Raw genomic sequence first — 23631 nt, 5'->3', positions numbered from 1 at the left:
CACCCGCGACGTATCGCACACTGCAAATCGTATACAGGCCCGTCAGCGGCGCTTGCCCATGGGATTGGCACTTTCCTTATGTCATGATGGTCCCATTTCGCAGGTCAGGCCCTCGTCCTTCCTCTATGAACAAGTCTCTTGCGCTGCTGACTGCTCTGCTGCTGCTCGGCGGCTGCCAGTCTCTTACACAGAAAAATTCCGACAGTGCTTCCGCGGAGAAGGACAAAGCTGCGGCTGCTCAGAAGGATCAGAAGTACGGCTCCTTCAGCGAAGACACCCTGTTCTCGCTGCTCACCGCCGAGCTCGCCGGCCAGCGCAACCGCTTCGACATCGCCCTCGCCAACTACGTCGAGCAGGCCAGGGAAACCCGCGACCCTGGCGTCGCCGAGCGCGCCTTCCGCATCGCCGAGTACCTGGGCGCCGACCAGGAAGCCCTGGACACCTCGCTGATCTGGGCCAAGGCCGCGCCGGACAACCTCGATGCCCAGCGCGCCGCCGCCATCCAGCTGGCGCGCACCGGCCAGTACGACGAATCCATGGTGTACATGGAGAAAGTCCTCAACGGCCAGGGTGACACTCACTTCGACTTCCTTGCGCTGTCCGCCGCCGAGACTGACCCGGATACCCGCGCCGGCCTCTTGCAGAGCTTCGACCGCCTGCTGAAGAAGTACCCCGACAACGGCCAGCTGCTGTTCGGCAAGGCCCTGCTGCTGCAGCAGGACGGCCGCCCGCAGGAAGCACTGCACCTGCTCGAAGACAACTCCGCCAGCAAGCATGACGTCGCCCCGCTGCTGCTGCGCGCGCGCCTGCTGCAGAGCATGAAGCGCAGCGACGAAGCGCTGCCGCTGCTCAAGGCCGGCATCAAGGAACACCCGGACGACAAGCGCGTCCACCTCGCCTACGCCCGCCTGCTGGTGGAGCAGAACCGCCTGGAAGACGCCAAGGCCGAGTTCTCCGCGCTGGTCGAGCAATTCCCCGACGACGACGACCTGCGCTTCTCCCTCGCGCTGGTCTGCCTCGAAGCCCAGGCCTGGGACGAGGCCAAGGTCTACCTGCAGGAACTGGTCGAGCGCGACAGCCACGTCGACTCCGCCCACTTCAACCTGGGCCGCCTGGCCGAGGAGCAGAAGGACCCGGAAACCGCGCTCAAGGAATACGCCCTGGTCGGCCCGGGCAACGACTTCCTCCCGGCCCAGCTGCGCTCGACCGAGATCCTGCTGGACCAGAAGCGCTATGACGACGCCTCGCGCCGCCTGGCCGAGACTCGCGACCGCCAGCCTGACTACGCCATCCAGCTGTACCTGATCGAAGCCGAAGGCCTGTCCAATCGCGACCAGGTGGATCGCGCCTGGAACGTCATCCAGCAGGGCCTCAAGCAGTTCCCGGATGACCTCAACCTGCTCTACACCCGCTCCATGCTCGCCGAGAAGCGCAACGACCTGGCGCAGATGGAGCAGGACCTGCGGCTGATCATCCAGCGCGAGCCGGACAACGCCATGGCGCTCAACGCGCTGGGCTACACCCTGGCCGACCGCACCACCCGCTACAGCGAAGCCCGCGACCTGATCCAGAAGGCCCATTCGCTGAACCCGGACGACCCCGCGATCCTCGACAGCCTGGGCTGGGTGAATTACCGCCTGGGCAACCTCAGCGAAGCGGAAACCTACCTGCGCAAGGCGCTGGAACGCTTCCCCGACCACGAAGTGGCTGCGCACCTGGGCGAAGTGCTCTGGGCCCAGGGCAAACAGAGCGAAGCCCGTAAGGTCTGGGCCACCGCCCTGCAAAGCCAGCCTGACAGCGCCGTCCTGCGCGACACCATGTTGCGCCTGACCGGCTCCGGAACCCTCTGATTCATGCGTCTACGTCACCTGATCGGCGCCGCCGCGCTTGCCTTGCTCACCGGCTGCTCCAGCTTCGGCACCCACGAAGCCCTGGAAGGCCAGGGCAACGCCACCGCCTGGAACGCCCACAAGGCGCGCATCGCCACCCTCGACGGCTGGCAGATCGATGGCAAGGTCGGCATCCGCGCACCCAAGGACTCCGGCAGCGGCACCCTGTTCTGGCTGCAACGCCAGGACTACTACGACATCCGCCTGTCGGGCCCGCTGGGGCGCGGCGCCGCACGCCTGACCGGGCGCGAGGGTGCGGTGACCCTCGAGGTCGCCGGCCAGGGCCGCTTTGAGGCCACCTCCCCCGAAGAACTGCTGGAACAACAGATGGGCTGGCGCCTGCCGGTTTCCCACCTGCTCTGGTGGATTCGCGGCCTGCCCGCGCCGGACAGCAAGAGCCGCCTGACCCTGGACGGCGACAGCCGACTGGCCAAGCTGCAGCAGGACGGCTGGGACGTGGAGTACACCCGCTACAGCGAGCAGAACGGCTACTGGCTGCCCGAGCGCCTGAAGCTGCACGGCCAGGACCTCGACGTCACCCTGGTGGTGAAGACCTGGCAGCCGCGTCAATTGGGCGCAGGCCAGTCGAACAAAGCGGACCCGCAGTGACATGCAGGACCGCCTGACCCTGCCGGCGCCGGCCAAGCTCAACCTGTTCCTGCACATCACCGGCCGCCGCGCCGATGGTTACCACGAGCTGCAGACCCTGTTTCAGTTCCTCGACCACGGCGACGAGCTGCAATTCGCGGTGCGCAATGACGGCGAAATCCGCCTGAACACCGAGATCGAGGGCGTTCCCCACGACAGCAACCTGATCGTCAAGGCCGCCCGCCGGCTGCAGGAGCAATCGGGCTGCCAGCTGGGCGCCGACATCTGGCTGGACAAGCGCCTGCCCATGGGCGGCGGCATCGGCGGCGGCAGTTCCGACGCTGCCACCACCCTGCTCGCGCTGAATCACCTGTGGCAGCTGAACTGGAGCGAGGACCGCCTCGCCGCGCTGGGCCTGAGCCTGGGCGCAGACGTTCCAGTCTTCGTGCGCGGCCGCGCAGCGTTTGCCGAAGGCGTCGGCGAACAGCTCACGCCGGTGGAACTCGACGAACCCTGGTTCCTCGTCGCCGTGCCGCAAGTCTTTGTCTCCACAGCAGAAGTTTTCTCCGATCCCGAGTTGACACGGGATACTCCGCCCATTAAAGTTCGCAGCCTTCTCGGGGTGGACGGTCATAACGACTGCCAGCCGGTCGTCGAGAAGCGTTACCCGGATGTACGTAACGCACTGATCCAGCTAGGTAAATTTACCCAGGCTAGATTGACCGGCACCGGAGCTTGTGTGTTTGGGAGCTTCCCAAACAAGGGCGATGCTGATAAAGTTCGCCGCCAACTTCCGGCCACTCTGCCGAGTTTTGTTGCCCAGGGCCGTAACATCTCGATGTTGCACCGAAAGCTGCAAAGCCTGGACTGAGAAGTAAGCAATGTAATCGGTTGTACGATACAGGGGCGTCGCCAAGCGGTAAGGCAGCAGGTTTTGATCCTGCCATGCGTTGGTTCGAATCCAGCCGCCCCTGCCATTAACCCACAGGGTTACACGTACAGCGTCAACGAACACATTGCTCCGCAAGTTGTAAGCTACAGGGGCGTCGCCAAGCGGTAAGGCAGCAGGTTTTGATCCTGCCATGCGTTGGTTCGAATCCAGCCGCCCCTGCCATTTTCTTCTGGCTCAACCGGGCCTACCCTCAAGCCGACACAGGTACCGCAGCGTGTCCAAAATGATGGTTTTCACGGGGAACGCCAACCCCGATCTGGCACGCCGTGTCGTACGGCAGCTGCACATCCCCCTCGGTGACGTTTCTGTCGGTAAATTCTCCGACGGCGAGATCAGCGTTGAGATCAACGAAAACGTTCGTGGTAAGGACGTCTTCCTGATCCAACCGACCTGCGCACCGACCAACGACAACCTGATGGAACTGGTAGTGATGGCCGATGCCTTCCGCCGCTCCTCGGCGACTCGTATCACGGCAGTCATCCCCTACTTCGGTTACGCCCGCCAGGATCGCCGTCCGCGTTCCGCCCGCGTGGCCATCAGCGCCAAAGTCGTTGCCGACATGCTGACCGTTGTAGGCGTCAACCGCGTTCTCACCGTTGACCTGCACGCCGACCAGATCCAGGGCTTCTTCGATATCCCCGTCGACAACATCTACGGCTCGCCCGTACTGGTCGACGACATCGAAGACCAGCGCTTCGAGAACCTGATGATCGTCTCCCCGGACATCGGTGGTGTGGTGCGTGCTCGCGCCGTCGCCAAGTCCCTGGGCGTGGACCTGGCCATCATCGACAAACGTCGTCCGAAGGCCAACCAGTCCGAAGTCATGCACATCATCGGTGATGTCGAAGGCCGTACCTGCGTACTGGTCGACGACATGGTCGATACCGCTGGCACCCTCGGCCACGCCGCCAAGGCTCTGAAAGAGCACGGCGCCGCCAAGGTCATCGCCTACTGCACCCACCCGGTGCTGTCCGGCCGCGCCATCGAGAACATCGAGAATTCCGTACTGGACGAGCTGGTGGTGACCAACACCATCCCGCTGTCCGCTGCTGCGCAAGCCTGTGGCCGCATCCGCCAGCTGGACATCGCTCCGGTTGTCGCTGAAGCCATGCGCCGCATCAGCAATGAAGAATCGATCAGCGCCATGTTCCGCTAAGGCGGGACAGCGCTGACGTAAAGCGCCCCGTCGCGTCGATGGGGCATTAGCAAAATCGCCCGAACGCTGGTCGCAAGCGTCCGGGCGATCTTGTCATTTTGGAGAGTGTGAAATGGTTGATTTTGTACTGAATGCACAAGAGCGTTCCGACCTGGGGAAAGGTGCGAGCCGCCGCCTGCGTCGTAACGAAGGCCTGATCCCGGCTGTGGTTTACGGTGGCGAGAAAGCCCCGCAATCCCTGACCCTGGAACTGCGCGAAGTGTCCAAGCTGCTGGAAAACGAGGCTGCCTTCAGCCACGTGATCACCCTGAACGTCGGTTCCGCCAAGGAAACCGTACTGATCAAGGCCCTGCAGCGTCACCCGTCCAAGGGTTTCGTCATGCACGCTGACTTCCAGCGCGTCGTTGCCGGCCAGAAACTGACCGCTCACGTACCGCTGCACTTCATCAACGAAGCCACCGCTGTTGGCGTCAAGGTTGGTGGCGGCGAGATCTCCCACGTGATCGCCGAAGTCGAAGTTTCCTGCCTGCCGACCAACCTGCCGGAATTCATCGAAGTCGACCTGGCCAAAGTAGAACTGGGTCAGATCGTTCACCTGTCCGACCTGAAACTGCCGAAAGGCGTAGAGCTGGTGCAGCTGGCCCACGGTAACGACCTGGCCGTCGCCAACATCCACGCTTCCCGCGTAGTGAAAGAAGAAGGTGAAGGCGAAGCTGCTGCCGAGTAATCGCGCACACCATTGCCTTTAAGGAAGGGGCCCCCGTCGTGACTGCCGTACAACTGATCGTTGGCCTGGGAAATCCAGGCCCCGAATACGACCAGACCCGGCATAACGCGGGGGCCCTTTTCGTTGAGCGACTGGCGGACGCGCAACGCGCGAACCTGTCGCTGGACAAGAAGTACTTCGGCCTGGTCGGCAAGTTCAGCCACAAGGGCCGCGACGTTCGTCTGCTCATCCCCACCACCTACATGAATCGCAGCGGCCAGGCCGTGGCGGCGCTCGCCGGATTCTTCCGCATTCCGGTCGAAGCCATCCTGGTGGCCCACGACGAACTCGACATGCCTCCCGGCGTCGCCAAGCTCAAGAAGGGCGGCGGACATGGCGGGCACAACGGGCTGCGCGACATCATCGCCCAACTCGGCAACCAGAACGGTTTCCATCGCCTGCGGCTTGGCATCGGCCATCCGGGGCACAGCAGCCTGGTGTCCGGCTTCGTCCTCGGCCGCGCCCCGCGCTCCGAGCAGGAACTGCTCGACACCAGCATCGACTCCGCCCTCGGCGTGCTGCCGGAAATGCTCGACGGGGACTGGACCCGCGCGATGCAGAAGCTGCACAGCCAGAAGGCCTGACACACCTCAATTTCCGCCACGTGGCGCGAGGAACCTAGCATGGGATTCAACTGCGGCATCGTCGGCCTGCCCAACGTCGGCAAGTCCACCCTGTTCAACGCCCTGACCAAATCCGGCATCGCGGCGGAAAATTTCCCCTTCTGCACCATCGAGCCGAACAGCGGCATCGTACCGATGCCCGACGCCCGCCTCGATGCGCTGGCCGAGATCGTCAAGCCCGAGCGCGTGATCCCGACCACCATGGAATTCGTCGACATCGCCGGCCTGGTAGCGGGCGCCTCCAAGGGTGAAGGCCTGGGCAACAAGTTCCTCGCCAACATCCGCGAGACCGACGCCATCGCCCACGTCGTGCGCTGCTTCGAAGACGAGAACGTCATCCACGTCTCCAACAGTGTCGACCCCAAGCGCGACATCGAGATCATCGACCTCGAACTGATCTTCGCCGACCTCGACAGCTGCGAGAAGCAACTGCAGAAAGTCGCGCGCAACGCCAAGGGCGGTGACAAGGACGCCCTGGTGCAGAAAGCCCTGCTGGAAAAGCTCATCCCCCACTTCAGCGAAGGCAAACCCGCCCGCTCGCTGATGAAGAACATGGGCGATGACGAGAAGCGCCTCGTCCGCAGCTTCCACCTGCTGACCAGCAAACCGGTCATGTACATCGCCAACGTCGCCGAAGACGGCTTCGAGAACAACCCGCACCTGGACGTCGTACGCGCCATCGCCGAAGAAGAAGGCGCCATGGTCGTGCCGGTGTGCAACAAGATCGAAGCCGAGATCGCCGAGCTCGACGATGGCGAAGAGAAGGACATGTTCCTCGAGTCCCTCGGCCTCGAAGAGCCTGGCCTGAACCGCGTGATCCGCGCCGGCTACGAGCTGCTGCACCTGCAGACCTACTTCACCGCCGGTGTGAAGGAAGTCCGCGCCTGGACCGTCCGCGTCGGCGCCACCGCCCCGCAGGCCGCCGCCGTGATCCACACCGACTTCGAAAAAGGCTTCATCCGCGCCGAAGTCGTCGCCTACGACGACTTCATCCAGTTCAAGGGCGAACAGGGCGCGAAAGAAGCCGGCAAATGGCGCCTGGAAGGCAAGGAATACATCGTCAAGGATGGCGACGTGATGCACTTCCGCTTCAACGTCTGAGCCCGCTCCAGCCTCGAAAAAGCCCCGGCCACCCGCCGGGGCTTTTTCATAGGGCGCCTTGTCACGCCGCTCATCGCGAAAATCCGGCGCCACCGGCTAAATGATTGATAGATCAGAACAATATTCAAGAAAAGGGGTTGACACCCCCCCTCGATCTGCGGAAAATGCGCGCCACTCGGCTACATAGCTCAGTCGGTTAGAGCGCAGCATTCATAATGCTGATGTCCCAGGTTCAAGTCCCGGTGTAGCCACCATATAAAAGAAGGGGTTAGCGCAAGCTAACCCCTTTTTGTTTTGCCTGCGTGACTACGCAGTGACTACGGCTTGTCTACCACCAAAGGCAACCTCACTTGCCTATAGCCAAGCGGCAACCCGAAGCTCTCCTGCAGGCGCTTCAGATACTCCTTCCCGCTTTTGTCCAAATCTGCACGCCCCACCATAACTAGCTCGAGCTCACGCTCGTCCTCACGTCCAGGATAGTAGGCGTACTCCAGTAGCTGACCGATGGCGAGACGCATCACCTTTCGGGGGGAGTAGTCAGACTTGATCTCAAACAATATTCGCCTATCCGCCGTAGATACCAATACGTCGATGTAGTCTGACTCAAACTGGATATCTGCCTTGGGATATTCCTTTCGAAGCTCGTTACCCAAAATGGCCTGCATCATTGCATGCTCCGGTGAGCAATCGTGTGCGCCACTCCCCTTGCGCTGATATGGCCGCTGGGACGGGGGTAAACTAGAACCCTTTCGTCTACCCACCACACGCTGTAGCGGCTTCGGATCGTCGCCCTCAGGCATCCGATAGAGCTGATACCGGTTTCGACGAAGGACTGGATCTCCGGGCTCAGCAAACGCGCCAGCGGGATACCACTCAACCTCATCTGCGCGAAACCGCACGTTTAATATGTGGGGGGCCCAAGCCTCACTCCCTAACCCCTCCTGATCCCCCTCAACCTCATCAATTTCCGCCTGCATTGCGTCAAACCAGCCAAAGACTTGGAAGTGTTCCAGTGCCGCTGCCGATTGCGCCGCATCAAGAAACTCCAACTCCCGGATCCGAGCAACGTAACGACGACGCCCATCCTCCTCAATGGTGTAGAACACCACATCAGCCACACGCTCGCCTCTTCGCAGCCTCCCGCGCCACCCCCTATTTACCCCCTGAACAAAACCATATCTCCATCCCCCAATCTGCCAGTCCATTCGAAACAGCCATTCCTCATGGCCGTACCCATGCGCAGAGTAAAAGGTCTTCCAGTCTTCGGTCGCACTAGCGGTGGGATACCTCCAGTTGGCAGTATTTCCGCATAACCTAGTCATGTATCTCATCGCGATCCCTTGCAGGCAGCATTGGCAATTAGCCATTAAAGAATGCCGTCGCACATACAGGTGCGTCTAGCAAAGCAGCGCGCGCAAGGCGAAACAGACCAGACAAATCCCATCTGCCCCAATGGCCGCTTGCTGCCTCTGGACTCTTGCTCCCGTTAAAATATGACTACCCCGACTCCCTGGACCAAAGACATGGAACGTCAACGAGATCTCGAAGAAATCCGCGCAGAAGTATTCACTCTGCTTGGGAAGACCATCGTCAATCTCCAATCTATCGAAAGGATGCTTAAGATCGTTCTCAGAAAATCTGAAATACGCGGAGTGCTAGGAGACACACCCGAGGCAATCGAGGCTAGGTCCGCTTGGGTTGAAAAAAGTACGATGGGACCACTCACTAAAGAACTGCTATCTCGCGCCTTCACGACCGAAGAGACCGATGGAAGCAAAGCGAAGAAGGAAGCCCCCCGAGAGTTTCAACTACGGTCGCGCTTCATTGTGGATGAGGTTGCGATGAACGACCTCGAACGAGGCTTCGCAGATCTCGTTGCAAAGCGGAACGATCTAGCACATCACTTCACAACCCTTTTTGATCTTCAAACCGAGCAAGGTTGCGAAGCAGCAATTAACCACCTAAACCAGATTGTCCCATTGGTACGCAGCCATCACGCTCTACTCGGCAGTCTTGTCCAATCGACATATAGAAGCATGGAGGAAATGCTGCTCAAACTGAGTAACTCATTTGAGCAATCGGAGAATGCTGCAGTGCCGACACCAGATGATCCGGAGAAAGATGCGAATACCGCATCGTCATCGTGATCGACGAGTGCCCCAGGATCCGCTGCAGCGTGAGGATGTCCCCTCCTCCCATCATGTAATGGCTGGCGAAGGTGTGGCGGAGGATATGGGTCAGTTGGCCCGGCGTCTGGAATCCACAGCGCTCGTATGCGCAACGGAAGGCGGCACGGCAGGACATGAACAGGCGGCCGGTTCCAGGCATGCCCACCTTGAACATCAGTTGCTCCAGCTCGGCGGGGATCGGTACTGAGCGGCTTTGACGGTTCTTGGTCCGATGGTAGTGGACCTTTCCCCCATGTACGGCCCCACGGGCGATGCTCTCGGCCTCTTCCCAGCGGGCACCCGTAGCGAGGCACAGGAGAGCGACCGGGTACGTGTGGTTGTTCGTGCTGGCCTTGCACTCCTCGAGGAGCTGGGCGACCTGATCCAGAGTGAGGAAGGTCAGTTCGACCTGATCGGTCTTGATCTGCCGGACGTTGGCCAGCGGGTTTGCCTTGTGCCAAGAACCGAGGCGGATCAGCTCGGAGAAGATGGCCGATAAGTAGCGCTGTTCGTGGTTTACCGTCTCCGGTTTCACCTCGGTCAGTCGGCGCTGGCGATAGCGTGCCCAGGCGAGCGAATCGAACTCGAAGGCCTGCGGATCGCCGAGGCGTTCGGCCAATGCTTGGCAGCGAGCCAGACGCTGTTTGCCGTCTTTCAGGGTGCATCCGTGGAGGTCGAACCAGACCTTCACCAGATCCGAGAGACGGTCATCCAGTGGGCGGCCTGTCTCGCCCAGGACGGTGAAGAAGTCCTGTTCGTAGCGAATGGCTGCTGACTTGGTGGCGAAGCCCTTCTTGCGGATCCTGCGACCAGAGCGACCGTTCTCGTAGAAGTCAGCCGTCCACGTTTTCCCATCCTTACGCGCGGTCATATCGCGTAGCCCCGCCTGATGTAGCGATCATTTATGAGTCCAATCACGTGCTTTTCGAGGTCGCGAGTGCTGTAGCCCTTGGCGGTGTAGTGGTCTTCGATCACATGCCAGAAGGGGAGCGTTCTCCCGACCTTAAGCGCTTTTTTTGGCGGGATGCGCTCCCGTGCGATCAGGCTGGCGAACTGGCCCAGGAACATCTCGCAGTTCTTGCCGGAGAAGCCCTGAGCGGTCTTGTAGTAGCGGCGGTACTCGGTGCGTTCGATGAGCGGATCGGCTTCCACCTGGACCTTGGTATCTAGGCTGATCAGCGACCAGAAGGCGTCGAAGATCCCTTCCCGGGAAATCAGCTTGTAGTTGTCGCAAGCGTACTGCCAGAGTCCTTGCAGGTGCGGGCAAAGGCCCTCGTAGGTGCGGCAGCCGATCACCTCGCCAGAGGACATCGTGGAGCCTTCCGAGAACTGCTGGATGATGGAGTGGTGGTAGCGAAACTCGATTCGCCACACAGTTTCCAGCGGGTTGAAGGCGGGTTCGCCATCGCCAAAGGGATCACCGTTGAGGGATGCCCAGACGGATTCCCAATAGTCGAGCTTGTCGGTCGCTCTCGCCTGCAGCGTCTTGTTGTAGAGGCACATCTGCAGGCCATTGGCCGAGCCGAACATGAAGGTCTCACCACGCCCATAGACCGAGGCGTTGCCGTCGTACTCGATGCGGTCGATGCCGCTGATCTGGCGGACACGACGGGAGCGGCAGTGCATGCGATCCACGAAGTCAGCTGGCGGGGTCCAGCCCTGCACGTCGAGGGCGATATGGACGGCGCACTGGTTTACTTCGCAGGCCGAGAGCACTCCAGCGGCCAGGTCATCCATCACGCCCTGCAGGATCTTCGGATCGGCGCCATCCAGGGCGTGAGGCGACACCTCAATTTTCAGGTGCGGGCCGATGTTCTCCAGCTTCACGTTGTGGTTCTTGATCAGCAGGATCAGACCAAGGTCGGCGTTCTGCAGCCGGTACTGGTAGCCCGAGTCGCGACCGATGCGACCCTTGGCCCACTTGTAGCCGGCGAAGTTGACGAGATCCTCCGGCTCATCGAACAGCGCCATCACTTCCGGGCGGATCATGCCGTTGTACAGCTGCCGCACGGTATCGACGCCACAGCGCAGCAGACGCACACCCGACAGGTCGGCAAATCTGCCGGTGCTCGGGTCCATGAAAATCCGTCCTTCGGACGACTCATAAAAATCCCCGGTCTCCTTGAGGATCAGGCGAAGGGGGTGAACTGCCTTTTTCATTCTTTCGTACCTTCAATGAGGTTTATTGAGGTGCTTACTCGTTAGCTATCCGACGTGTTACAGGGGCGTCGGCCGCGCCTTCGGCCTACCGCTCGTGCCTGGCGCTCCCGGCCGGCGGCGCGGCTCGCCGACTCAAAACGGGAACGCCGACACCGGCTGCATCACCTGCAACGCAGTGAGAAAGCCGAGTGCATACGCGAGCGCGAGCAGCCCAAGGGCGTTGATCAAGCCGTGCAGGGTCATTGGGTCCTCCAGGGGCGTGCCGGGTATTCGGAGTCGGGGACGATGGTCAGCGTTGGCCCTGGGGGCGCTGCTGGGGCGGCTACGAGTTCTACGGGCGTTGCTGCGGGTGGTTGTGCTTGCCTGGGGAAGGCTCCGGCGCAGACGATGGTTTCGTGGTACTCGCCGTAGGACAGCTCGGCCACGCATTCCGAGCGAGCCTTCACGCCGTAGCCGGACTCGCCCATCTGCCAGGAATTGAGCATCAGCCGGCGTCCTTCGGCATCGGTGATGACGAACATGTACATCTCGCGCTGCATGCCCTTCACCAGCCCTTTCACGCGAGCCGCCACGGCGATCTGCCGACCCGCGAAGGGATGCTCGGCTAGTGGAAGAGTCGGAACACCTGGTTGGCCAAAAACAGCACCAGCAGGAAGAGTGCTACGCGCAGCAGCAGGCGCTGGAGCAGGTAGAGCAGCCCCTTGAGGATGAGGCTCGCTAGCTGGCTGAGAATGGGCAGGATCAGGGCTTTGCTGAGTCCCACCACCCACGACCTTGAGAGGTCCCATATAGCTGACAAAGCCAATAGTGCCGGCCAGCAGTGCCAGTAGAAGAACCAACTTAGGCGACCGGAGCAGGCTTTTCCCTGCTTTGGTGTCCTGGGTTTTGCCGGTCGCGGTGGACTGGTACAGCCGGAAGGTCTGCTGCTTGATTCGCTTGTATTCGACGATGGTGCCGTCAGCGGGTGGTCGGTTGAGCTGGGCGTCATGCTGGGCCTCCTTGTACCGGCCAGGGATACCGATGACTGCGAGGTTGGAATGCTTGTAGGCCATCTCGCAGGTCATGCGGATGTCGTCGCGGATGTAGCTGATGTTCGGCGTGGTCAGGACGATGTCCCAGTTGAAGTGGCGATGCCGGGTCCAAGCATCCAGCCAGCCCATGGGCCGATCCGCTTCGTGTGCCGCTTCGGGCCCGCCAGGGAAATCGAACTTCTCCAGATCGCGTTCACGCCAGGACTTGGGAAACAGCAACTGGGTTTCGTCGAAGATCAGGAACGCGCCCCGCGGTGCCCACTGAAACCACGTGCGCATCTTTTCGAGGTCGGCCAGGGACTCGAGATCGAGGTTGATGATCTGCGCGGTGTTGGGCAGATCGGGAAAGACCGTATAGGCCCGCTCCAGGGTGAAGCCGCGCACGTTGGTGATAATGACGCGGCCTTCCTTGAGCGCGGGGACGGCATCGTCTTGAATCGCGCCGGAGGTTTTGTACGAGCCGTTAGGGCCGTGGTGAATCTTGATGGACACAGATCACCTCCCAATGAACGGCACGAAGCGCATGCAGAAGCGCGTGGCCAGGGCGGAGAACATGATGTTGAGTGCCTGCGGCACGCCGAGAAATTGCAGCGCTGCCGCCAGCGGGCCAGGGAGCGTGGCGTACATGGAGCGGACCATGTTGGAGACGCCAAGGCTGTCGATCAGCTCTCGGGCGACCGTGTAGCTGACGTCGAGCAGGAACAGGAACGACTGGAGCGCGCTGTACATCGCCCACTGGGTGGCGACCACGAAGCCATCCTTGATGAAGTCGTAGATGCCCTGGGTGAGGAAATTCCAGATCCATTGGAGGAACAGGACGATCTGGTCAAAGAAGCTGGATAGCCATTCCATGTGATCACTCCTTCAGAATGACGAAGGCGGCCAACACCGATGCCATGAACATCAGCGCGTAGCGCAGGTAGGAGAGCTTTTCTTCGTAGGCGGTGAAGCAGAGGCTGACGGTCTTTTTCCAGACCACGAAGGTGTCGCAGGGAAGCTTGCCGCCACCCTCGCCGAGGTTTAGATCGAACACCCCTTTCAGTTGGTCGGCGTTCTCTTTGATCTTCTCGGAGAACTCTTTCTTGGCTTCCGCGACCTTGGCTTCCCAGGTGCTGAGGGCGTCATCCCAGTTCCCTTGCTTGGGCTGCGCCAGGGACTCTTTGGGGCCGTCGCCGCCATTGGTGCCGCCGTCCCCACCGCCGGTGCCACCACCCGTGGAGCCGCCGCCGTCACCGTTACCCGTGCCGGGATTGCTGCCGCCGTCGCCGCCATTGTTTCCGCCATCGCCGCCACCGGTATTGCCGCCAGGGTTGTCGGGGTTTTCGTTGCCGCCGCCCGTGGTGGGGAAACAGGCGCTGCCCGACCACGAATAGCCATCGGGGCATTTGTCGTCGGGGTCGATATCGGGCGGAGTTGTCTGGGCACCGGTACAGCCGACCGTGCCGTTCGCGGTCTTGGTGCATTCGAACTTCTTCGCCAGTTCGTCGAGATAGTCCTGCAACTGCTGGTCAGGGTTGTCCGGGTTATCCGACATGTCGTTGTTACCGACCGGGGCCATATCGACGGTGCAGACGTTGTCGTTGCAGTTCTCCGGCGAGCCCGGCTCGTACACGCAGCCGTCTTTGATTTCGGGATCGAGGTCGAGCACCGCGCCGCCATCGGTGAAGACGAACTGCACGGCCTTGGTGTATTTGTCGCGGGTCTTGCACTCGGCGTCAGAAGGGGGTGTGCAGATACCGGTGTTGCTGTCGTAGCTGCCGGAGCAGGTCTCACCACCGCGAATCAGCGGTAGGCGGCCATATGTTTCGCCGAGTTGGTTGTAGAAGCGGCAACGGAAGGAGATCTTGTCATCCATCGGCAGCACGTAGGCTTCGGCCACGGCGTTGCGTAGCCCGGCGATGGGGTAGCCCTTGGCAACGTATCCGCTGCACGCAGCCTGCGGAGAGGGGAACCGGTCGCCGTCGTGCGGGCTCATGTACCAGTAATAGTCTTCGGCGAAGGCGGAAGACGAGAAGCCGGCCAGCAGCGCGAGCAGTAGAAGTGCCTGCCTCATGTGAACTCCAAGCAACAAAAAAGCCCCTGCGGACGAACCGGAGGGGCTTCCGCTTTGGATCAGCGCGTTAGAAGAATTCGCCGCAGCGGTACCCGGTGATGAAGGCGCCGGCGAAGAACGCCCCCAACCACACCGACCAGAGCACTTACGCCTTGCGCAACATGCTGTAGATCAGGCCGGCAACCGCGAGGATGACCAGGGCACCGACGATGTAGCCGCCGATGTTGGACATGTCGGACTTACCGTCGGTGATGGCCTGTTCTACGGCGGAGGTGTCGATGACGCTGGCCGCGAAGGCCGGGACCGAAGTCACGGCGGTGACGGTGCCGGCGATGCACAGGTTGCGGAACGAGCGGACCGGGTTGAACTTGGCGATCTGTTGTTTCATGGCGTTCATGGTGTTTCCTCTCTACTTGGCTTTACGAAGAAGTGACGCGACCCAGCCAGTTAAAAGCCCCGTCACGAATGCCCCGAGCACGCCCGCAGCACCGATGCTGAAGGCCTCCAGGGAGAACCCGCCGTTGACCAGGATTTCAATTGCTCCAGCGGCCTCGGGCGGAATCAGATAGGCCTGTTGCCATTCGATGCGCTGGCACTGCATGAGGCCGTCCGCCGTGGACGCCCAGTTGGTGCAGACCTGAATGGCAACCACGCCTGACATGTCAGCGGGCCCCCTTGCGCGGGCGGTCGCACCAGCTCCAAAAGGAGCGCAGGACGAACCACCACAGCGCGAAGAAGGCGAACGCAGCCGCGACCACTGCGATCACGGAATCCAGCGGGTAGGGTTCGAGGAATTCGCGCACCGCACGCACGGCAGGCGATACGGCGCAGAGGATTGCCACGTACAGAACCCAGCCGAAGGCGAAACGGAGCGGCGCTTTCATCTACCTACCCCGCCGTCAGGACTTGCTGCTGTCGGAGGGTTTCTCAGCGGCAGGCTTGTCGCTGGCCTGCTGCTGAGTCGGGCGCTGGGCTTGTGCCTGAGGTTGCGGCTGACGGGCGGGAGTCGGGGTAGCGGCTTCTTTGCCCACGGCCAGCAGTTCGGTCAGCACCTGGGTATTGGTGGTGCGGCCGAAACGGTCCTGGGTGGGCCGGACAACACTGGCGAACTTGCAGAGCACCGGGGCGCCTTCGAAGACGATGGAGTCCAGCAGGGTCGGCTCAACGTTGTATTCGCTGATCTCGAAGCCCTTGGCGTTGCCGCGAGCGGTTTCCGGGATCGGGGAGATGGCCTGGACGCTGGCGAAGATCTCGCCGCTCTTCGTGGAGGTGTAGGTATCGGTTTTGGTGACCCAGAGTTCGACTACGCCGCCAGTGGTTGCAAACATGTTCATGTGAAGCTCCTTTTGCCTTTTTCGGGCATGAGTTGGCCCGCTGCTGCAATTCGGCTCGTTTGCCGTTAATTCAGCGGGTGTGGTGGTGCCTGGGTTTTCGGTGGTGCGTGCGGTGAGTGGGTAAACACAAAGGGCTCTGCCCTTGTCATCCCGCTCTCGCCGCCGAGGGCTCAGGAGCGCGGGGCGGTGGTGCTGCCCCTCACTCCCGAGCGGAGGCTATTCAGGGTGGGGGACGGTCAAGGGTGCGCTTCGCCCGGCGCTCCGTTTGTCCGAACGGGAAAGCGCGTTCGGACAAGCCGGTGCGGCGGCCCTGGACCTGACTGGCCCATGCGGGGATGGTGTGGCGAGCGTGGTAGCGGCCAACCACAGCGCCAACCGCCAGCAGGACGAGCCAGAAGATCAGGTGCGGGATCGGGTTAGAGACCATGGTTCAGCCCTCCAGCTCGAATGGTTCGCGCACAGGGACGAAGGGTGTTGGCCTGCCGCTGTCGTAGATAACGTGCCAGTACTTCGGGGGACGGAGCGCGGGCATGTGTTTCGCGCAGGTAGAGCCCGGCTCCACCCGGTACGTCGATTGGATCGAGCGCCACACACCCGCCACCTTGGCCATCGTGATAACGACCGTGAAGACCCGCGTAGGGCGGCACTCGGTGCAGGGTGTGAACAGGGAGGCTGCGGGCTGCGCCAGTTCGCGACGGGACCAGCAGACAGAGCAGTCGCAGTCCGAAGCATGCGGTCTTCCCAGGTACGCACGGATTAGGTTCATGGCTCATCGACCTACCCTCAATCCGTACAGACGAAAAAGTTCTCTAGCGCGCTCTTGAGCGAGCAAGGAGTCCAACGGATCGTCAGCGACCACCTCCCCTACTACTTGATCGATGAACTCGTAGCACTGGTTCCTGCCATGTCCTATGAAACAACGGACCCACTGGCACCGTCCCTGCCCGGCATGCGAATAGAGGGTTGCGACTTCAACCACGCAAAGAGACTTACTCATCGTCGTAATCCCCTTGGCAGAAGATCGACTTTCCCCGATCGAGGTCGCGGCGGATTTTGTGGAGGTTGATGACGCGGCGGCGGCCAATCTTGGCGGTCGGCACGGTCTTGGTTTCGACCCAACCACGCACCACGTCTTCCGTGATGTCCTCTAGTCCCAGCATCTGAGCGAATACCGCCTGGGAGCAGAATGGAGCGGTACGGAAATCCGTGACCTTTTCCATCGCGCCTGTGACGGTGAACCCCACTATTCCAGATTCTTCCATGTGAACCCCCTATAATCACGGCTACCTGCACATATCGAGCAGGTGGAATATTTCCACAAGACATGTGGAATATTACCACTCCCCGCGAAGAGTGGAATAATTCACCATGGTTTTTTTAGACCGATATGGAATCAACACAGGAAAGAGTTCGCATATTTATATCTAAGATAGGCCACCGTGAGGTTGGCCTTGCCACCGGCATTAAGGAGGAACGGTGCAAAACCATCCGGTACGACAAGAGGGCAAACCTCCGTACCAATGAGCTCGATCTCATTGCAGAGCACTACCCTCAGTACTCTCTATGGTTGCGCACAGGCAGGGTTGACCCAACCAATGGGGAAATTAGCCCTGAATACGACGAGGCTGATCGAAACTTGGCCGGACAAGACGCGGGATAGAGATAACTAAGACGGTCGCTAGGCGTTGGTTTGCCCGAGAGACATCCGCCAGGAAGACATGAGGCAAAGGCAGCAGGGATAAACCTGCATTGCGATAGATAAGGTTATGAGCATGACCACGGACTAGTCGTCGCTCACTGTTCCAGATCTTTCTTATTGACGCTGGACCCGATCAGCTTAAGGTCTAGCTGAATATACTCATCCCGAGATAGTGCCCATCCCGGACTACAAGGACGTAACTCAAATGAAGAACGCGCTGATCGCTCTTGCCATATTTAGCTGTGCTGCCATCGCATCTGCTGAAGAGAAAACTGCCCTCGCCGAAGCAGCCGAAACGATGAAACCTATCATCGAGGTGCCTGCGCGATACCTCGAGAAAAGCATCATGCAAGACCTTGCCGACGGAAAAGGGCCTCTGGCGGAAGGAGCAAGAAGGAACCTTAAGATGCAGGCTCAGCGCGAAAAGGAAGCCAATAGAGGTGTGCGCAGATCTATGAAGGAATGCATCAAGCCAGGAAATGTCATTGATGAAGATGTGAAAGAATGCACCGAAGGCTTACGACAAAAGTCATGGTAAACATGACTGAATTAATGCGCGAAAGAGATTCCCCCTTCGCGCATAACATAGAACTATGCCAATGCTTTCCCTTGAGTTTCAGGCTCACCCAAGAAGTTTAGCAGAATGTTAATTTTAAACTCTATCGCACTGGAATCGTTAGGCGTCTGAGTTAACCTATCAAATTCCAAGTAATCATAGTTTACCTCTAAGTTCTCCTCATCCTCTTGCGCCAAGTCCCGATTGAGCCTCCTAACTTCATCAAACTCAAGCAATGAACTCCGAGTTAGACTAGAAAAGTTTCCTCTCAACGACATTATTAATGAAACACAATAATAAATTGGAATCATGGTCACAAGCCGCAGCAATGGATCACTCTTTATAAAAACCTTACTCATTGACTCCAGGACCTCAAGGCACAAGTCCCTCGGATGGTCAAGCAAAGCGGGACTCTCCCCCACAAAGGACTTAACAAATTTATCAAGATGTATTTTCTTAGTATCTACAACTTTTGATCTTTCCGAAAGCAAAAGGAGTTTTGCCGCGATATCATAATGTCGATACCTTCTATTGTCGAAAGGAATATTTGACTCAAAGAATTTGTGCTCAGCAATGCACTTAATAACTTTCGGCGCCGGCCCCCCAAGCGCATTTCTCTTTTCTGGAGCATTTAGTGGGGAAGCTTCATTCAGGCGAGAAAACATCTCTTCAATTAATTCAAGATCAGTAGTTTTTACCACGTATATGGGAAGGGGCAAGGACTCAAATCTCGCCTTCAACTTCAGACTAATGCTTCCAAACTCCTTATAGTACTTCCCTGAAAATTCGCCAAAGGTTCCTGTCAAATCAGAAAACTGATCCGAGACCGGAAACTCACCCTCCAGGAATTTAAATATCGATTCCAACCGCTGCTTACCATCAATAACAGCATACCTTACAAACCTACCTTTTATCGTCTTATTAATCTCATGAAAATAGATTTTAGGAATATCAAAACCATTCAACAGACTATCAATCAGCAAATATCTTTTTGATAGAGGCCATATATCCCCTTGACGCTGATAGTCCGGCTCAAAATCAATCTCATCCTTAATCGCATAAAGATACATCAAGGAATTTTCTTTTAAAGGATCAACAGAGAATCTAGACATTTCTACCCCACAATCTTTTTAGCAAGTTTATCCAATTCAGGAAAAATACTAAATTCATTAATACTCAACAAGGCAAGATGTCTTTTTATTAACTCTTTGTTGGTAGCACTAATTCGATAACGCCACACTGACTTACAATCTGCATTTTGAACCTTTCCATCCATATCCATATCATGATGAAAAACAACAAAGGTTCCTTCCTGCGCAAAAATCCTTCTTGAGTTCCTTGCTCCAATTGCGGCAAGTGCTGGCGCAGACTGGCCGACACCGATGGTTTGCATTGCGGACGACATCATATACTGACTCATTTCCTCGTCGATCCCGCAGAGAGGTATGTCATCTTTCGTGCTTCCTCGCATCCCGTTTTCCGCGTTCCAAGCAACAGGATCCATGACATACAGCGCACCATCAGCTCCTGGATGAGAGCTAACAGCAAAATACAGGGCAACTAAAGGGTTTTCGCTAAAGTCTAGTAACCTAGTAGGGATGCCGTAGTGCTGCATCAAAAACATCCACCCCCATTCATCCGATGGCAAGTCAGAGACAACCCGAGCCGCATCCTGCTTAAACTTTTTAAAGTAGGCAAACTCGTCCTGAACTGGATTTTCACGTTGGCGAGAAATCGAAGGAGCCAACCCCCATGAAATATCAGCGTGTCCCCTAAACCACGCTTTATCTCCCGGTGATCGATGAGCTTCCAGCTTCGAGATTAAATCACTAATCCCTGTAACTTCAACTTCCACGTGTTTCATGCGACCCCTTAACCCTAGCCATTAAGCAAGCAAAAAAAATGAAATATAATTAGGGCTAAGAATCATCTCAACCCTTCTCCAACTTCCTTACACCTCGACAGGCCGGAAACTTCAAGCAACCCCAGAACTCCGCCCCCGCATTCAGCCCACGCCTTGCTGTTCTTATAATCATTTTCCCGTTACATACGGGACAAACAGGAACTGCGAATGAAGCTTTTTCTGCAACCCCAGAGTTTCTTTCCGGAACATCAGTTACTGGCGTACTGTGATTGGAAATCCAATTTTTAAGCAGCGTCCCATCAATCAACTGGATATTGCGCCCGCATGCAAACTCCTTGGCTTCTGCGGTGTACCGCCCTGAAGTGACAACAAACCCACCTGAAGCCCCATCAGCAGTCATCACACCAAAGAACTCACGAATTACCGTTACGCCGACATTTATGGCTTTCCATTGCTTGCACTGAACCAGGTACTTGTCAGATCCCAATCGCAAAACCAGGTCTACCCCGCCATCCGGTCCGTTACCCCCCTTTTCGATAACGGTGAACCCCTTACGGCGAAAGGCCTCGCCCACCAATAGTTCGAATTCGTGCCAGCTAATGCTTTCAATGGTTTTTCCGGACTCTCTCGCGTTCGCCACGTTTGCGTGCAGCTTCTTGCGCTCAGACCTGGCAAGCACTGAGCCAATGGCGCCTATAACGAATACTGCAGGCAACACGAACTGGCCGAAAAAAGCGAAAGTGCGAATGAGTTGGCCGGCAGCTGACTGCCCCATCTGGTGCAAGTCCTTGGGGACTTCGGACTGGCTGTTGGCAATAGGGTGAAGAATGAGCCAACTGCCCAAAGCAATGAGTAGGCTTACCCACCAGGGCAAGCGGCTAGCGATCTCTATGAGGTCCTCGATAAGCGAGGTTCTGCGGCGACGAGCCATCCCAGTCTCCTATACACGCATCCATTCATGGCCAGAGGCCATACACGGAAGCTAGCGCGAGACGCTAGTACCCGTAAAGACTCTAGGGTGACTACATAAGGCCAATTGTCAGAAACAGCCTGTTGAAGTGAGGTTTTGTCGCCTTTGAAAGGCCCGATTTACAAGGCTTCGGGGTAGCATGGGGAGGCTCTCATGCGATTCATAATGCTGATGTCCCAGGTTCAAGTCCCGGTGTAGCCACCATATCTCGAAAGGGGTTTAGCGAAAGCTAAACCCCTTTTCTTTCGCCTGCGAAAAAGCGTTTCTCGCGCTTTACTCAGCCTCGTCAATCAACTCCACCGAATCATTCCTCGCATCGTTTACCCGCAACGACACCTGATTCCCCGCGAAGTCCTCACGCGAATAGAGAACCAACTCGCCCAGCGCTTCACAGCGCGTGGTAGCAGACAGCCACTCCTCGAAGTTCTCCGGCGCCAGCACCACGGGCATGCGGTGGTGGATGTCCTCAATGCTCGGAGCGGCGGATTTGGTCAGCAGCGCGCAGGACAGGACGGGCTCGCCGTTGGGGTTTGTCCACAGGGACCAGAGGCCGGCGATGGCGATGATGGGGTCGGTGGGGCTGTGGATGAAATACGGCTGGTGCACCTGGCGGCCGGCAGGGTTGCGTACGGTTTCCTTCTCGTTCCATTCGTACCAGCCCAGCGCAGGCATGAGGCAGCGGGTGCTGCGTAAGGCTTCGCGCCAGAGAGGTTTGCCAGCGGCTTCTTCGCTGCGCGCGTTGAAGGAGAAGCGCGGCGGGGTGGACTCCTTCCACCAGGTGGGAATCAGGCCCCAGCGGGCGGGCAACAGTTCGAGCTGGCCGTTTTCGTCGTGGCGCAGGATGGGCACGGTCATGGTCGGGGCGACGTTGTAGCAGGCCGGCAGCCAGCGCGGTGGCGTGCGCGCGCCGATGTGCCAGTAGCGTTCGATGGCTGCCTCTTCGGGGCTGACGTAGCGTCCGCACATGCCGGCTACCTTGGGGAAAGGGTTACTTTCACCTTGGGTGTCGAATGGCGGGCTGTCCAGACAGGGCGATGGGCGTCCGTTTAGCCCAGGCGCTCCAGCACACCCTTCCAAATCACCCGCGTCGTCTCGCCCCCGAAGTCCACCCTGCCCTCCTCCCGCAGGAATGCATCCACAACTCCATCGAGCCGGTCGGCCAGTTCGGGCAGTTGCCAGTGGTGGCGCAGCAGCATGCCAGCGCTGAGGATGGTGGCCAGCGGGTTGGCGCGGCCGGAGCCGGCGATGTCGGGGGCGCTGCCGTGGACGGGTTCGGCCAGGGCGATACCGGTGCCGAGGTTGAGCGAGGGCGCCAGGCCCAGGCCGCCACCCCAGTGGCTGGCGAGGTCGGAGAGGATGTCGCCGAAGAGGTTGGTGGTGACGATCAAGTCGAAGGCTTCCGGGCGCTCGACCAGTTGCAGGGCGGCGACGTCGACCAGGCGTTCGTCGAGCACGTCGCTCCAGCCGTCTTCGGCGAGCAGGTCGCGGCAGGTGTCGCGGAACAGGCCGCAGGTAAGCGGCAGGACGTTGGCCTTGTGCACGAGGGTAATGCGCCGGGCGTGGCGCAGGCGGGCGAGTTCGGCGGCGCCCGTGGCAAGGCGTTCGCAGGCGGCGTGGCTGATAACCCGCTCAGCGATGGCGACGCCTTCGGCTTCCCAATGCTCGCGGCCGCTGTAGAGGCCTTCGCTGTTTTCCCGCAGGATCAGCAGGTCGATGCCAGCGCGCGGTGAGACGACCGGGCGAGAACGCACGGGGCGCAGGTTGAGGTTCAGCGCCAGCGTCTGGCGCAAACTGAGGATGGCGCTGCGGTAGCCCTCGACCTTGTGACTGGGCGAGGAAACCGCGCCGAACAGCCCGGCGCCGCAGGCTCGAAGGCGTTCATAGGTAATTTCGGGAACCGAGGTGCCGTGGCGCTGGAAGCAGTCCCAGCCGGCTTCGGCTTCTTCTACCTGCAGACCGGGCAGCAGGCGCTGCAGCACCTCCACGGCGACGGGCACGACCTCGCGGCCGATGCCGTCACCGGGGATGACGCACAGGCGTTGGCTCAAGACTGGCCGAGCGGGCGCAGGCGGTACTGCGGCGGCAACTGGTCGAGGCCGCTGACGGTGACGTTGAGGTCCTTCCAGATGCCGTCCTTGATGCCGTAGATGCAGCCGTGCACAGAGATCTTCTGGCCGCGGTGCCAGGCGTTCTGGACGATGCTGGTGTGGCTGACGTTGGCGACCTGCTGGATGACGTTGAGCTCGCAGAGGCGGTCGACGCGCTCTTCTTCCTTCTCGAACTGCGCCAGGTGGTCGCGGTATTCGTAGGCGAGGTCGCGGATGGTGCGCAGCCAGCCGTCGATCAGGCCGAGCTGGCTGTGGTGCAGCGCAGCGCGCACGCCACCGCAGCCATAGTGGCCGGTGACCAGGATGTGCTTGACCTTGAGTACGTCGACGGCGAACTGGATGACCGACAGGCAGTTGAGGTCGGTGTGCAGCACGACGTTGGCGACGTTGCGGTGGACGAACAGGTCGCCGGGCAGCAGGCCGACGATCTGGTTGGACGGTACGCGTGCATCGGAGCAGCCGATCCACAGGTATTCGGGGGTCTGCTGGCGAGCCAGTTTGGCGAAGAAGTCGGGGTCTTCCTGCTTGATGGCTTCGGCCCAGCGGGCGTTGTTGTCGAACAGTTCCTGCAGATCGCTCATGTCCGGCTCCTCATCATTTGGCTGGCGGCACC

General features: G+C 59.4%; 27 protein-coding genes and 3 tRNA genes. 12 read left to right on the top strand and 18 right to left on the bottom strand.

Annotation, left to right across the window (positions count from 1 at the left end):
- Nucleotides 1-83: 83 nt before the first annotated feature.
- From IB273_RS08440 to IB273_RS08395, 10 genes are all read left to right on the top strand, one after another.
- A complete protein-coding gene (locus IB273_RS08440) occupies nucleotides 84-1850 on the top strand; it encodes a tetratricopeptide repeat protein (RefSeq protein WP_177429472.1) in 1767 nt (588 codons plus the stop codon).
- A 3-nt stretch (nucleotides 1851-1853) separates the two neighbouring features.
- The gene (lolB, locus tag IB273_RS08435; protein WP_192223857.1) at nucleotides 1854-2498 is read left to right on the top strand and encodes a lipoprotein insertase outer membrane protein LolB; all 645 of its coding nucleotides are present in this window, start codon (nucleotides 1854-1856) and stop codon (nucleotides 2496-2498) included.
- A gap of 1 nt (nucleotide 2499) precedes the next feature.
- A complete protein-coding gene (gene ispE / locus IB273_RS08430; RefSeq protein ID WP_192223856.1) occupies nucleotides 2500-3348 on the top strand; it encodes a 4-(cytidine 5'-diphospho)-2-C-methyl-D-erythritol kinase in 849 nt (282 codons plus the stop codon).
- A 31-nt stretch (nucleotides 3349-3379) separates the two neighbouring features.
- Nucleotides 3380-3454, top strand: a tRNA-Gln gene (locus tag IB273_RS08425).
- Nucleotides 3455-3516: 62 nt separating this feature from the next.
- Nucleotides 3517-3591: transfer RNA gene (locus IB273_RS08420), tRNA-Gln, on the top strand.
- Between the two features lie 52 nt (nucleotides 3592-3643).
- Nucleotides 3644-4585: a ribose-phosphate pyrophosphokinase gene (locus IB273_RS08415; RefSeq protein WP_015478849.1), complete on the top strand. Its 942-nt coding sequence runs from the start codon at nucleotides 3644-3646 to the stop codon at nucleotides 4583-4585.
- Nucleotides 4586-4697: 112 nt separating this feature from the next.
- On the top strand, nucleotides 4698-5312 hold the full coding sequence (locus IB273_RS08410; RefSeq protein ID WP_081516403.1) for a 50S ribosomal protein L25/general stress protein Ctc: 615 nt from the start codon (nucleotides 4698-4700) through the stop codon (nucleotides 5310-5312).
- 38 nt (nucleotides 5313-5350) lie between these two features.
- A complete protein-coding gene (pth, locus tag IB273_RS08405) occupies nucleotides 5351-5935 on the top strand; it encodes an aminoacyl-tRNA hydrolase (RefSeq protein WP_081516404.1) in 585 nt (194 codons plus the stop codon).
- 39 nt (nucleotides 5936-5974) lie between these two features.
- Nucleotides 5975-7075 (top strand): redox-regulated ATPase YchF, encoded by a 1101-nt coding sequence (gene ychF / locus IB273_RS08400; RefSeq protein ID WP_192223855.1) that lies wholly within the window; start codon nucleotides 5975-5977, stop codon nucleotides 7073-7075.
- A gap of 177 nt (nucleotides 7076-7252) precedes the next feature.
- Nucleotides 7253-7329 (top strand) — tRNA-Met (locus IB273_RS08395).
- Between the two features lie 63 nt (nucleotides 7330-7392).
- On the opposite strand, the gene IB273_RS08390 is transcribed toward IB273_RS08395, so the two are convergent.
- A complete protein-coding gene (locus tag IB273_RS08390; RefSeq protein WP_192223854.1) occupies nucleotides 7393-8193 on the bottom strand; it encodes a hypothetical protein in 801 nt (266 codons plus the stop codon).
- 405 nt (nucleotides 8194-8598) lie between these two features.
- On the opposite strand from IB273_RS08390, the gene IB273_RS08385 reads away from it, so the two are divergent.
- Nucleotides 8599-9222 carry a hypothetical protein gene (locus IB273_RS08385; RefSeq protein WP_192223853.1) on the top strand — a complete coding sequence of 208 codons (624 nt, stop codon included), beginning with the start codon at nucleotides 8599-8601 and terminating at the stop codon, nucleotides 9220-9222.
- Here the strand turns inward: IB273_RS08385 and IB273_RS08380 are convergent.
- The 11 genes from IB273_RS08380 to IB273_RS08330 form a co-directional block, all read right to left on the bottom strand.
- The gene (locus IB273_RS08380; protein ID WP_192223852.1) at nucleotides 9128-10114 is read right to left on the bottom strand and encodes a tyrosine-type recombinase/integrase; all 987 of its coding nucleotides are present in this window, start codon (nucleotides 10112-10114) and stop codon (nucleotides 9128-9130) included. The genes IB273_RS08385 and IB273_RS08380 overlap by 95 nt on opposite strands.
- Nucleotides 10111-11403: a hypothetical protein gene (locus IB273_RS08375; protein ID WP_192223851.1), complete on the bottom strand. Its 1293-nt coding sequence runs from the start codon at nucleotides 11401-11403 to the stop codon at nucleotides 10111-10113. The genes IB273_RS08380 and IB273_RS08375 overlap by 4 nt, the downstream gene beginning before the upstream one ends.
- A 239-nt stretch (nucleotides 11404-11642) precedes the next feature.
- On the bottom strand, nucleotides 11643-12926 hold the full coding sequence (locus IB273_RS08370) for a zonular occludens toxin domain-containing protein (protein WP_192223850.1): 1284 nt from the start codon (nucleotides 12924-12926) through the stop codon (nucleotides 11643-11645).
- A 3-nt stretch (nucleotides 12927-12929) separates the two neighbouring features.
- Entirely contained in the window at nucleotides 12930-13286 is a 357-nt protein-coding gene (locus tag IB273_RS08365; protein WP_192223849.1) for a DUF2523 family protein, read from the bottom strand.
- Between the two features lie 4 nt (nucleotides 13287-13290).
- Entirely contained in the window at nucleotides 13291-14487 is a 1197-nt protein-coding gene (locus tag IB273_RS08360; protein ID WP_192223848.1) for a hypothetical protein, read from the bottom strand.
- A 145-nt stretch (nucleotides 14488-14632) separates the two neighbouring features.
- A complete protein-coding gene (locus tag IB273_RS08355; protein ID WP_192209854.1) occupies nucleotides 14633-14884 on the bottom strand; it encodes a major capsid protein in 252 nt (83 codons plus the stop codon).
- 12 nt (nucleotides 14885-14896) lie between these two features.
- The gene (locus IB273_RS08350) at nucleotides 14897-15148 is read right to left on the bottom strand and encodes a hypothetical protein (protein ID WP_192223847.1); all 252 of its coding nucleotides are present in this window, start codon (nucleotides 15146-15148) and stop codon (nucleotides 14897-14899) included.
- A gap of 1 nt (nucleotide 15149) precedes the next feature.
- On the bottom strand, nucleotides 15150-15371 hold the full coding sequence (locus IB273_RS08345; protein WP_192223846.1) for a hypothetical protein: 222 nt from the start codon (nucleotides 15369-15371) through the stop codon (nucleotides 15150-15152).
- Between the two features lie 15 nt (nucleotides 15372-15386).
- Entirely contained in the window at nucleotides 15387-15821 is a 435-nt protein-coding gene (locus tag IB273_RS08340; protein WP_192223845.1) for a DNA-binding protein, read from the bottom strand.
- Nucleotides 15822-16251: 430 nt separating this feature from the next.
- Entirely contained in the window at nucleotides 16252-16587 is a 336-nt protein-coding gene (gene pflM, locus IB273_RS08335) for a lysogeny maintenance protein PflM (RefSeq protein WP_192223844.1), read from the bottom strand.
- A gap of 223 nt (nucleotides 16588-16810) precedes the next feature.
- The gene (locus IB273_RS08330; protein WP_045217776.1) at nucleotides 16811-17083 is read right to left on the bottom strand and encodes a hypothetical protein; all 273 of its coding nucleotides are present in this window, start codon (nucleotides 17081-17083) and stop codon (nucleotides 16811-16813) included.
- 642 nt (nucleotides 17084-17725) lie between these two features.
- Between IB273_RS08330 and IB273_RS08325 the strand changes: the two genes are divergently transcribed.
- Entirely contained in the window at nucleotides 17726-18058 is a 333-nt protein-coding gene (locus IB273_RS08325) for a hypothetical protein (RefSeq protein WP_192223843.1), read from the top strand.
- Nucleotides 18059-18111: 53 nt separating this feature from the next.
- Here IB273_RS08325 and IB273_RS08320 read toward each other — a convergent pair whose 3' ends face one another.
- The 6 genes from IB273_RS08320 to can form a co-directional block, all read right to left on the bottom strand.
- The gene (locus IB273_RS08320; protein WP_192223842.1) at nucleotides 18112-19188 is read right to left on the bottom strand and encodes a DUF262 domain-containing protein; all 1077 of its coding nucleotides are present in this window, start codon (nucleotides 19186-19188) and stop codon (nucleotides 18112-18114) included.
- A 2-nt stretch (nucleotides 19189-19190) separates the two neighbouring features.
- On the bottom strand, nucleotides 19191-19940 hold the full coding sequence (locus IB273_RS08315; protein WP_192223841.1) for an FRG domain-containing protein: 750 nt from the start codon (nucleotides 19938-19940) through the stop codon (nucleotides 19191-19193).
- Nucleotides 19941-20007: 67 nt separating this feature from the next.
- Nucleotides 20008-20871, bottom strand: a complete 864-nt coding sequence (locus IB273_RS08310) for a restriction endonuclease (protein ID WP_192223840.1) — start codon at nucleotides 20869-20871, stop codon at nucleotides 20008-20010.
- A gap of 312 nt (nucleotides 20872-21183) precedes the next feature.
- Nucleotides 21184-21876 (bottom strand): SOS response-associated peptidase, encoded by a 693-nt coding sequence (locus tag IB273_RS08305; protein WP_192223839.1) that lies wholly within the window; start codon nucleotides 21874-21876, stop codon nucleotides 21184-21186.
- Nucleotides 21877-21956: 80 nt separating this feature from the next.
- Nucleotides 21957-22958: an isocitrate/isopropylmalate dehydrogenase family protein gene (locus IB273_RS08300; protein ID WP_192223838.1), complete on the bottom strand. Its 1002-nt coding sequence runs from the start codon at nucleotides 22956-22958 to the stop codon at nucleotides 21957-21959.
- Entirely contained in the window at nucleotides 22955-23599 is a 645-nt protein-coding gene (gene can, locus IB273_RS08295) for a carbonate dehydratase (RefSeq protein ID WP_081516408.1), read from the bottom strand. The genes IB273_RS08300 and can overlap by 4 nt, the downstream gene beginning before the upstream one ends.
- Nucleotides 23600-23631: the final 32 nt, after the last annotated feature.

The organism is Pseudomonas sp. PDM19, assembly GCF_014852215.1.
Lineage (GTDB): Bacteria > Pseudomonadota > Gammaproteobacteria > Pseudomonadales > Pseudomonadaceae > Pseudomonas.
Note: the sequence above shows the minus strand (reverse complement) of the source record. Positions and strands in the feature narration are given on the sequence as shown.